Origin of the sequence: Pseudomonas sp. S44 (genome assembly GCF_016624805.1) — a bacterium.
GTDB lineage: Bacteria > Pseudomonadota > Gammaproteobacteria > Pseudomonadales > Pseudomonadaceae > Aquipseudomonas > Aquipseudomonas machongensis.
This window is the reverse complement of the sequence record NZ_JACVTY010000028.1, coordinates 78867-89397: the sequence shown is the minus strand read 5'-3', so window position 1 is coordinate 89397 and position 10531 is coordinate 78867. Positions and strand designations below refer to the sequence as shown.

At 61.9% G+C, this 10531-nt stretch carries 11 protein-coding genes; 6 read left to right on the top strand and 5 right to left on the bottom strand.

The window, feature by feature from the left end; genetic code table 11:
- Positions 1 to 85 precede the first annotated feature (85 nt).
- Positions 86 to 1525 (bottom strand): cardiolipin synthase, encoded by a 1440-nt coding sequence (gene cls, locus IAE40_RS19860; RefSeq protein ID WP_063541882.1) that lies wholly within the window; start codon positions 1523 to 1525, stop codon positions 86 to 88.
- Positions 1526 to 1655: 130 nt separating this feature from the next.
- On the opposite strand from cls, the gene IAE40_RS19855 reads away from it, so the two are divergent.
- Positions 1656 to 2186: a DUF3617 domain-containing protein gene (locus tag IAE40_RS19855; RefSeq protein WP_197891744.1), complete on the top strand. Its 531-nt coding sequence runs from the start codon at positions 1656 to 1658 to the stop codon at positions 2184 to 2186.
- A gap of 4 nt (positions 2187 to 2190) precedes the next feature.
- Here IAE40_RS19855 and folE2 read toward each other — a convergent pair whose 3' ends face one another.
- Both folE2 and IAE40_RS19845 read right to left on the bottom strand, forming a co-directional pair.
- Positions 2191 to 3078, bottom strand: a complete 888-nt coding sequence (folE2, locus tag IAE40_RS19850) for a GTP cyclohydrolase FolE2 (protein ID WP_200603734.1) — start codon at positions 3076 to 3078, stop codon at positions 2191 to 2193.
- A gap of 25 nt (positions 3079 to 3103) precedes the next feature.
- Positions 3104 to 3487, bottom strand: a complete 384-nt coding sequence (locus IAE40_RS19845) for a glutamine synthetase (protein WP_151925859.1) — start codon at positions 3485 to 3487, stop codon at positions 3104 to 3106.
- 113 nt (positions 3488 to 3600) lie between these two features.
- Between IAE40_RS19845 and zigA the strand changes: the two genes are divergently transcribed.
- From zigA to IAE40_RS19830, 3 genes are all read left to right on the top strand, one after another.
- Complete coding sequence (zigA, locus tag IAE40_RS19840) at positions 3601 to 4809, top strand: zinc metallochaperone GTPase ZigA (RefSeq protein WP_153774329.1); 1209 nt, start codon at positions 3601 to 3603, stop codon at positions 4807 to 4809.
- Positions 4806 to 5438 (top strand): DUF1826 domain-containing protein, encoded by a 633-nt coding sequence (locus IAE40_RS19835; protein WP_200603733.1) that lies wholly within the window; start codon positions 4806 to 4808, stop codon positions 5436 to 5438. The genes zigA and IAE40_RS19835 overlap by 4 nt, the downstream gene beginning before the upstream one ends.
- 84 nt (positions 5439 to 5522) lie before the next feature.
- On the top strand, positions 5523 to 6497 hold the full coding sequence (locus IAE40_RS19830; protein ID WP_200603732.1) for a CobW family GTP-binding protein: 975 nt from the start codon (positions 5523 to 5525) through the stop codon (positions 6495 to 6497).
- Here IAE40_RS19830 and IAE40_RS19825 read toward each other — a convergent pair whose 3' ends face one another.
- Positions 6498 to 6890, bottom strand: a complete 393-nt coding sequence (locus IAE40_RS19825) for a DUF3301 domain-containing protein (protein WP_054892985.1) — start codon at positions 6888 to 6890, stop codon at positions 6498 to 6500. It abuts the gene before it with no gap.
- Between the two features lie 120 nt (positions 6891 to 7010).
- On the opposite strand from IAE40_RS19825, the gene pdxY reads away from it, so the two are divergent.
- Complete coding sequence (gene pdxY / locus IAE40_RS19820) at positions 7011 to 7883, top strand: pyridoxal kinase PdxY (protein WP_200603731.1); 873 nt, start codon at positions 7011 to 7013, stop codon at positions 7881 to 7883.
- A 1-nt stretch (position 7884) separates the two neighbouring features.
- Here pdxY and IAE40_RS19815 read toward each other — a convergent pair whose 3' ends face one another.
- A complete protein-coding gene (locus IAE40_RS19815) occupies positions 7885 to 8364 on the bottom strand; it encodes an acyl-CoA thioesterase (RefSeq protein WP_054892983.1) in 480 nt (159 codons plus the stop codon).
- Positions 8365 to 8687: 323 nt separating this feature from the next.
- Here IAE40_RS19815 and IAE40_RS19810 point away from each other — a divergent pair, with 323 nt between their 5' ends.
- Complete coding sequence (locus IAE40_RS19810; RefSeq protein WP_063541866.1) at positions 8688 to 10448, top strand: cation:proton antiporter; 1761 nt, start codon at positions 8688 to 8690, stop codon at positions 10446 to 10448.
- The last annotated feature ends 83 nt before the right edge of the window (positions 10449 to 10531 follow it).

The window sequence follows — 10531 nt, the reverse complement described above, 5'->3', positions numbered from 1 at the left end:
CCCCCCCCCCCCCCCCCCCCCCCCCCCCCCCCCCCCCCCCCCCCCCCCCGCGGGGCCCCCCCCCCCCCCCCCGCTACTTTTCCGGCTACAGAATCGGTGAAATCAAGCGCGCGATGCGCATCCCCAGCTGCTGCAGCCGATGAGTGTCACGGCTGTCTTCGGCGGTTATCTCCCGCGATTGCTCGAAGTCGCACAGCAGCATGGCCTCGACCTGATCGGCAAAGGCGCGGTCGATGGTCAGCAAGGTGATCTCGAAATTCAAGCGGAACGAGCGGTTGTCCATGTTGGCGCTGCCGATGGCGCTGACATCATCGTCCACCAGGATCACCTTCTGATGCACGAAGCCCGGCTGATAACGGAATATGCGCACCCCGGCCCGCACAGCTTCGAAGGCGAACAGGCTGGAGGCGGCATAGACGATCTTGTGGTCGGGCCGTGACGGAATCAGTATCCGCACATCGACGCCGCGCAGCACTGCTAGGCGCAGTGCCGCGAAGACGGCTTCGTCTGGAATGAAGTAGGGGCTGGTGATCCAGATACGCCGTGTTGCCGACTGAATCGCTTCGACGAAGAACAGTTGGCAGGTCTCCTGTGGGTCCGCCGGGCCGCTGGCAAGCACCTGACACAGTACGCCATCTTCTGGATAGGCATCGGGCAGGATCAGCGGTGGCAGCTCACGGGTGGCCCAATACCAGTCTTCGGCGAACGACTCCTGCAGACAGGCCAGCACCGGTCCGCTGACCTGCACGTGGGTATCGCGCCAGGGTGACAGGCGTGGATTGCCGCCCAGGTACTCATCACCGACGTTGTGCCCACCGACGAAACCCTGGAGTCCGTCAACCACGACAATCTTGCGGTGGTTGCGAAAGTTGACCTGGAAGCGGTTGAACCACCCACGGCGCGAGGAGAAGGCCTGGATCTGTACACCGCCCTCGCGCAGCACCTGGCTGTAGCGCGCCGGCAGGGCATGGCTGCCGACCTGATCGAACAATACGTAAATCCTTACCCCTTCGGCGGCCTTGCGCAGTAGCAGTTGTTGCAGCTCCTGGCCGATGGCGTCGTCGTGGATGATGAAGAACTGCACCAGGACCGTGTCCCGCGCCTCGCCGATGGCAGCGAAGATCGCGTCGAAGGTCGCAGTGCCATCGATCAGCAATTTCACCTGGTTGTTGGCCAGGCAGGGCATGCGACCAAGCTTGGGCATGGCACGCAGTGCCGCGTAGCTTTCCGACTCCCGGGCGGTCAGGGCTTCCTCCACCCAGGGGCGCCAGTTGAGGTCGGCCATCGCCACGTGCATCTCCTGGTTGGCTTGGCGCCGCGCCTGGATGTAGGCGTAAAAGGAGCGGGCGCCAAAGATCAGATATGGCACCAGGGTCAGGTAGGGAATGAAGAACAGTGACATTGCCCAGGCGATTGCGCCTTGAGCGGTACGCACAGTGAACACCGCATGCAGCGCAGCGATGATGCCCAGGAAGTGAATCAGTCCGAGCAGGTAACCGAAGAAGTAGGGGCTGTGGTAATCCATACGCATCCTGCATTCCAAGAGCACTGCCGCCTAACAGAGCATGTTCCCGGGGCCACTTGCAACCCGCGGGCGAAAAAGACGTCTAAGGCTCTGTCCGGCCTGTAGCCGGTATTTCGAGGAGCACTGATCCATGAAGATTCGTCTGCCACTGATTGCCCTGGCACTGGGCCTGGGCAGCCCGCTGCTGGCGCAAGCGCAGATGCTGCAACCCGGTCTGTGGGAGTTGACCACCAGCAACATGCAGGTCGACGGCAAGCCATTGCCCGATATGGCGTTCATGCTCGGCCAACTGAAGAACCTGCCGCCGGAGCAGCGCGCCATGATGGAGGGTGCCTTGGCCAAGCAAGGCATTACCGTGGGGGGCAATGGAGTGCGCTCGTGCCTGACGCCAGAGCAGGTGGCTACCAATGATATTCCGCTGCAGGATCCGCAGTCGGGTTGCACGCAGAAGATCACCGACCGTCAAGCCAACGTCTGGAAGTTCCAGTTCAGTTGCCCCAAAGCCCAAGGCACCGGTCAGGCAACCTTCCTCAGTGATCGCGAATTCACCACCCAGGTCAGCGGCACCTTCAATGCCTCGGGCGTTCAGCAGCAGGGCAGCATGAACACCCGGGCGGTGTGGCTGGGTAATGATTGCGGGAACGTACGTCCACGCAGCTAGCGCCTCACCATTGCCACTGGCTGGCAGCCACTGCGTCGTGGGCATGCAGGCTTTCCGCATGTTCCACGCGCAGATCGAAGCCGGTGGCCCATTCCAATTCGCGCAGCGCCAGGTGCACGCGACGCGCAGCATCTTCACAGAACATCAGGTTCTGACCATTGGCCAGGGCGAACGCCTGTTCGTCGGCTCTTTTCACGGCCGTCTGCACGGCGGTACCCAATGCGTTTTCCACGGTATCGATCAGCGCGTTGAGCGGAAGCGTTTGCAGGTTGTCCCGCAGACGCACCTTGATGAAGGCCTGGCTGCGCTGGCTGTGGGGCGTCGCAACGATACCTGCACTGCTGCCCAGCCATTGCAGAATGGCCTGCGGGTCGAGCGTCTGGTTGGCGAAGTCCTTGAGAAATTGCTGCTGGATGAGCTGGCGCGCCAGCGCAGCGGAGCATGGGCAGGTGGATGAGTAGGGGATTTCCACGTGTTGTTCCACGTGGAACATCTCGTTTTCGATGCGTGCATCAAGGGTGATCGGGTAGCGCTTCCAGCCCTCCAACGGGCTGACAAGCGCTGGACGCTTAATCAGATAGTCGAATTTCAGGCGCAGGTAGGCGCTGGACGAAAGCCCTTCATGGCTGTCGAGAAAGCGGGCCAGGAGCTGGCGCAATGCCAAGGGCGTCAGTTCGGTGTGCTCCAGTGCCTCCAGCGCAAGGTAAAGGCGCGACATATGGATGCCGCGCGATTCACCATCATCCAGGCTCACGCCGGCATCAGCCCAGGCGCTCAGGCGGTACCCGTTCAGTTGCACAGGCAGGGCGATACCGCGCATACCGACCCAATCCAGGGGTTGGAGCTTGTGGCTGGTTTGTGCGGCGATGTCGGGAAGCATCAGGCTGGTCATCGATAGAGTCCATGAAGAAGGGGCTTCAGCGGCAACCTCCGATCAAGCTGCAATGCAGGTTGAAACGTTGGCCGCTTGAGCTGGATACGCGGTTCAGGGTGGTCCAGCCGACGCGCCGGCTGTAGCCCACCCAGGCTTCGCCGTCGCTGGCCAGGCCGGTGAAAAAGGTCATCTGTCCATAGCGGCTGTTGGTCTGCGCCCAGAGTCGTCGACTGTTGCTGTCATACCCGCGCAGATGAAAGTCTCGGCCCTCAGTTCGCACACTGTAGTAACTGCCTTTGCCGTCTTCGCAGGCCAACAGCGTGGCGCTGCGGGTGCACAACGCCAGGCTGGGCTGTGGGATCGCAGCGTAGAGCGGGATGGGCACGGCAAGTGCCAGCAGCAATAGGGCGAGGTTCGAGTGCTTCATGTCCATCCTCTCGGGCAGCCGTTCGACAGACGCGGCTTGGCGAAATTGTATTGTTATATTATAACGTTGTGCAATGCGTCGTTTCGAATGCGCTTTGCCCGATGAGGTTCACCATGACCAACCGCCTTCCCGTTACCGTGCTGTCCGGCTTCCTCGGGGCCGGCAAGAGCACGCTGCTCAACCATGTCCTGCGCAACCGTGAAAACCTGCGGGTTGCGGTGATCGTCAACGACATGAGCGAAATCAACATCGATGCCAGCGAGGTACAGCGTAATGTGAGCCTCAATCGCGCCGAAGAAAAGCTCGTCGAGATGAGCAATGGCTGCATCTGCTGCACCCTGCGCGAAGACCTGCTCGAGGAAGTGGCCCGGCTCGCCGACGAAGGCCGCTTCGATTACCTGCTGATCGAATCCACTGGCATTTCCGAACCACTGCCGGTGGCCGAAACCTTCACCTTCCGCGACGAACAGGGCCGCAGCCTCTCCGACATGGCGCGCCTGGATACCATGGTCACGGTGGTCGACGGCCTCAACTTCCTGCGGGATTACCAGGCGGCGGACAGCCTGGCCAGTCGTGGCGAAACCCTGGGTGAGCAGGACGAACGCTCGATCAGCGACTTGCTGATCGAGCAGATCGAGTTTGCCGACGTGTTGCTGCTGAGCAAGATCGACCTCATCAGTCAGCACGAACGCGAGGAACTGACCGCGATCCTGCGCAGCCTCAACGCCCGTGCCCAGATCGTGCCAATGGTGATGGGCCAGGTGCCGCTGGAGCGTATTCTCGATACCGGGCTGTTCGACTTCGAGCAAGCGTCCCAGGCGCCGGGTTGGTTGCAGGAACTGCGCGGCGAGCATGTGCCGGAAACCGAGGAGTACGGCATCGCCTCGACCACCTGGCAGGCACGCAGGCCGTTTCATCCACAGCGCTTTTTCGACTTTATCCACAACAGCTGGAGCAATGGTCGGTTGCTGCGTTCGAAAGGCTTTTTCTGGTTGGCCAGCAAGTACCAGGAAGCCGGCAGTTGGTCGCAGGCAGGCGGCATGATGCGTCATGGGCTGGCGGGTCGCTGGTGGCGTTTCGTACCGCGTGAGCAGTGGCCGCAAGATGAAGAGAACCTCGAAGCGATCCTCAAGCAGTGGACGGTCGATTCTGGCGACTGCCGCCAGGAGCTGGTGTTTATCGGTCAGAACATCGACTTCGCACGGTTATCCACAGAGCTTGAAGCGTGTCTGCTGACGGACGATGAGATGGAACTCGGGCCGATGGCCTGGTTGCGCCTGAATGATCCGTTCGGCCCATGGTATGAAGAGGCGGCAGCATGAAGGCGGCACCTCGGCTTGTGGATATCCGCCAGGCGTTCGGCGAGTCGCCGCAGGTGATGACAGACATCCTGCAGGATGGCGTCAACCTGGCCGTGTGGCAGCGAAGCTTACCGGCGCAGGTCGAGGACTTCGCGGCCCTGCTGCTCAATCTTGGCCAGCCGATGTCGGATGAACGTGTGATGGAGGTGGATGAGCGTGAGCCGCCGGTGTTGCATCGCTTGCTGCCCGAGGCGGCCGATCTGCACGGTTACGAAGGTTTTGTAGCTGACGTGTCGTGGTTGGTGGCGGCCTATACCTGCCTGCTGGGCGCGCGCCGCGTGGGCTTGCGGCTGAGGCTGCTCGACGGGGCGATGTGCCCGCGCTTTCATGTGGATCATGTCCCACTGCGTCTGCTGACCACCTATGCGGGGGCCGGCAGTGAGTGGTTGGAAGAAGGCGACATCGACCGCAGCCGTTTGCAACTGGCCGAAGCACCTGTGGATAACATTCGGCGCTTGCAGGCGGGGGATGTGGCCTTGCTCAAGGGAGAGAAGTGGTTGGGTAACGAGGGGGCAGGGCTGGTGCACCGCTCGCCGCCGACGCCGCCGGGAGAGAAGCGGCTGTTGTTGAGTCTTGATTGGTTGGGGTGAGGGCTTTGCCCGCGAAGAGGTCCGTAAAGGCAACGAACCTGTATCCACGATAGACTGGCATCACGTCCACCTAGATTCCGAGCCATGTTGCAGCACATTCCCACCTACGTCATCGCCGGCCCACTGGGCGCAGGCAAGACCAGCCTGATTCGCCACCTGCTCGGTCAGCGCCCGGAAAACGAGCGCTGGGCGGTGCTGGTCAATGAGTTCGGCCAGATTGGCCTCGACGCTGCGCTGCTCAGCACCGACGAGGCCGGCGTCGCCATCGGCGAGGTGGCGGGCGGTTGCTTGTGTTGTGTCAACGGGGCGCCATTCCAGGTCGGCCTGGGGCGTCTGCTGCGCAAAGCCAAGCCCGACAGGCTGTTCATCGAGCCTTCCGGCCTCGGTCATCCCGTGCAATTGCTGGAGCAGTTGAGGCACGCGCCCTGGATCGGTGTGCTGGATGTCCAGCCCCTGCTGATGGTGCTGGATGCTGTCGCCCTGGCGCGGGGTGAACCGCTGCCCGATGCGCAACAGCAGGCAGTGGCGCAGGCGGGGTTGTTGATTTTCAACAAGTCAGAAGATGTGGATGATGCACAGCGTCTGTTGATAACTGCGGCGTTTGGCGAAATCAGGGCGGTGTGGACGGATCATGCTGCGCTTGCCCTGGATAACCTGCCCATTTTGTCCACAGAGCCCCTACCCCCAGCGGATCTTTCCTGCCTGCCTGTGGACAGTGCACCCGTCAGCTTGGCTGCCCTGTGGACAGATCCGCGCCAACCCATCTGCCAGGCGCAGCAAGGTGAGGGTGGGTGGAGTGTGGGCTGGCGCTGGCATCGGAGCCAGCGCTTCGATGAGGCTGCATTGCGTGGCGTGCTCGCACAATGGGCGTGGCGGCGAGCCAAAGGGGTTATCCACAGCACCCAGGGTTGGCAATCATTCAACGGCCTGGGGCGCGGTGTGCCTGAGTGGCGTTCAAGCGAATGGCGCAGGGACTCGCGTATCGAGCTGATCTTCGATCAGCCCCAGCCGTTACAGCCCCTTCAAGCAGCCATCGAGCACTGCCGCGTAAACGGCTGATCAGTTGCGCCAGCGGTTATGCTCCTGGCGCCATTGCTGCATTTCGATAACGTTGTCGGTGCGCGGCGGGGTCTTGATCTCGAACGGATAGGGTGCCAGTTCGATCTGTACGGTATGGGCGCCGAACTGGGTCACGGTGCCGGGGTGACGCTGTTCGCCAGTAACGGTGAACTCGAAGGCATAGACCCGCGCCAGGCGCTTGCGGCCATTGGCATCGCGTACGAAGGCGATGCGCTTGAGGGCCACGGCGTCGTCTAGCAGCTCCAGGTCGAGCTTCGCACAATGCTGCTTGACCCGTTCCAGCGCCTTCTCACGCAAGCCATGGTTGTGCCACAGCCAGGCGCCAGCCGTCGCCAACAGCATCAGGACGAACAGGTTCTCCAGGGTCAACATTTGCATATGCTCCAGACAGGTGGCTTCAGCTTAACTGCGTGCCTGGCCTGTCGTACAGGTGGCTTTCGGGTTCATACTGATCGACTTTCACTTATCCACACAGCTTCGGAAGTCTCCTGCATGAAACGTACACCGCACTTGCTCGCGATCCAGTCCCATGTGGTCTTTGGCCATGCCGGAAACAGCGCCGCGGTGTTTCCCATGCAGCGCATCGGCGTCAATGTCTGGCCGCTCAACACTGTGCAGTTCTCCAACCACACTCAGTATGGCCAGTGGGCTGGCGAAGTGCTTGCTCCGGAGCAAATTCCTGCGTTGGTGGAAGGCATTTCCAATATCGGCGAGCTGGGCCATTGCGATGCAGTGCTGTCGGGTTACCTGGGCAGTGCCGAGCAGGGGCGGGCGATCCTGGCCGGCGTCGAACGGATCAAGGCGGTCAACCCGCGTGCGCTGTACCTGTGCGACCCGGTGATGGGGCACGCCGAGAAGGGCTGCATCGTGCCCCAGGAGGTCAGCGACTTCCTGCTTGAGCAGGCGGCGTCGGTGGCTGACATCCTCTGCCCGAACCAGCTCGAGCTCGACAGTTTCTGTGGTCGGCATGCGCAGTCGCTGGAAGATTGCGTGGCCATGGCGCGCGGCCTGCTGGCACGTGGGCCGCAGGCGGTGCTGGTCAAGCACCTGGCCTACCCGGGGCGCGGCGAGGATGCTTTCGAGATGCTGCTGGTGACCCGCGAGCAGAGCTGGCACCTGCGCCGCCCGCTGCTGGCGTTTCCGCGTCAGCCGGTTGGAGTCGGTGACCTGACCTCGGGGCTTTTCCTGGCGCGGGTACTGCTGGGCGATTCGTGGCTGCAGGCCTTCGAGTTCACCGCGGCGGCGGTGCACGAAGTGCTGCTGGAAACCCAGGCCTGCGCCAGCTACGAGTTGCAGCTGGTGCGGGCGCAGGACCGTATCGCCCATCCGCGGGTGCGGTTCGAAGCACAGGTGCTGGCGTTCTAGATCACTCGGTCTTCAGGTCCTGGTAGCGCTTCTCCAGCTCCTGGCGGATCTGTCGGCGCTGCTGGCCCTGCAGGAAGCGGCGCTTCTCTTCGCTGTTCTGTGGCTGACGTGGCGGCACCGCGACCGGGCGGCGATTGTCGTCGACCGCGACCATGGTGAAGAAGCAGCTGTTGGAGTGGCGAACGGAGCGCTCGCGGATGTTCTCGGTCACCACCTTGATGCCCACTTCCATGGACGTGTTGCCGGTGTAGTTGACCGAGGCGAGGAAGGTCACCAGTTCGCCGACGTGCACCGGCTCGCGGAAGATCACCTGGTCCACCGACAGGGTCACGACATAAGTACCGGCATAGCGGCTGGCGCAGGCATAGGCCACTTCGTCGAGGTATTTCAGCAGGGTGCCGCCATGTACGTTGCCCGAGAAGTTGGCCATGTCCGGCGTCATCAGGACGGTCATGCTCAGCTGGGCGTTTCCAGGTTCCATAGTGTGCTCACGGTGAGGTTGCGCTGAAACGGGGCGGGTATCTGCAGACACTTCTGTTCCCCTCTGTTGAGGTTTCCCATCCTGGAAACGGACGTCGCTCGACGGTCCGTCGTCACGCCGATCATGCCATTACCTCGTGCGCTTTTGCCGATCTGTTTCTACATATTGCACGGGCGTTTGACGAGCGGACGCGATGTTACCCTGAGTACGCCCATGCAACATGGGAGTTCCACCCTTCAACACAATCTGTACTAGCTGCTCGATCGGGGATGCCTGGCAGAGGAGCGGTCTGCCCCGTGCGTAGAGAAAAGGAGTGCCACGCCATGCATGCCATAAGCTTCATCCAGGATCTGGCCGTGATCATGCTGGTCGCAGGGGTGGTAACCATTCTTTTCCACAGGCTGCGCCAACCAGTGGTGCTGGGCTACATCGTCGCCGGTTTCATCATCGGCCCTCACACGCCGCCGTTCGGCCTCATCCACGACGAAGACACGATCAAGACCCTGGCCGAGCTCGGGGTGATCTTCCTGATGTTCTGCCTGGGCCTGGAGTTCAGCCTGCGCAAGCTGTTCAAGGTGGGGGCGACCGCCTTCATCGCTGCCTTCCTCGAAATCGTGCTGATGATCTGGATCGGCTTCGAGATCGGCCGCTGGTTCGGCTGGAGCACCATGGACTCGTTGTTCCTCGGCGCCATCCTGGCGATCTCCTCGACGACGATCATCGTCAAGGCGCTCAACGACCTGAAGATGAAGAACGAGCGGTTCGCGCAGCTGATTTTCGGCGTCCTGATCGTCGAGGACATCCTCGGCATCGGTATAATCGCCCTGCTTTCAGGCATTGCGGTCAGCGGTACGGTCAGTTCCGGCGAGGTGTTCTCCACTGTCGGCAAGCTGTCGCTGTTCATGATCGTGGCGCTGGTCATTGGCATCCTGCTGGTGCCACGGCTGCTGGCCTACGTTGCGAAGTTCGAGAGCAACGAGATGTTGCTGATTACCGTACTGGGGCTGTGCTTCGGCTTCTGCCTGCTGGTGGTCAAGCTCGAGTACAGCATGGTGCTGGGCGCCTTCCTGATCGGTGCGATCATGGCCGAATCGCGCCAGTTGCTGAAGATCGAGCGCCTGATCGAGCCGGTACGCGACCTGTTCAGCGCCATCTTCTTCGTCGCCATTGGCCTGATGATCGATCCGCAGGTGTTGATCGACTACGCCTGGCCGATCGTGGTGATCACCCTGGCTGTGGTGCTGGGCAAGATGCTCTCCTGCGGCATGGGCGCCTTCATTGCGGGCAACGATGGACGTACCTCATTGCGTGTGGGGATGGGGCTTTCACAGATTGGCGAATTCTCCTTCATCATCGCTGCCCTGGGCATGACCTTGCAGGTCACCAGCGACTTCCTCTACCCAGTCGCAGTGGCCGTCTCGGCCATCACCACCTTGCTCACGCCTTACCTGATTCGTGCCGCGGATCCCCTGTCGATTCGTCTGGGCAAGGTGGTACCGCAGCGCCTGTCGCGGGTGCTGTCGCTGTATGGCGAGTGGTTGCGCAACATTCAGCCTCAAGGCGAGGGCGCCATGCTGGCGGCGATGATCCGGCGCATCCTGCTGCAAGTGGGGGTGAACCTGGCACTGGTAATCGCCATCTTCTTCAGCGGTGGTTACTTCGCGGTACGCATCGGCACCTGGTTGAGCGAATGGATCGGTGATGTCGGGCAGCAGAAGGCGGTGATCTGGGGTGCGGCATTGTTGTTGTCACTGCCCTTCCTGATCGCCGCTTATCGCAAGCTCAAGGCGCTGTCGATGCTGTTGGCGGAGATGGGGGTCAAGCCGGAGATGGCCGGGCGTCACACTCAGCGCGTGCGCCGCGTGATTGCCGAAGTGATTCCGCTGTTGTCGCTGCTGGTGATCTTCCTGCTGCTGTCGGCATTGTCGGCGAGCATCCTGCCGACCAACGAGCTTTTGCTGGTCATCGCCGTGGTCGCGGCCGTGGTGGTCGCGCTGTTGTGGCGTTGGTTCGTGCGCGTGCATACGCGCATGCAGATCGCCCTGCTGGAAACGTTGGAGAACAGCCGCGATCACTCGCATTGAGGGGTGATCGCTCCCTGCGCAAGACTCCATGGTAGTCCGAGGGGATCAGGCGGTAACGATGTCGCCAGGCGCAGAAAGCCTGG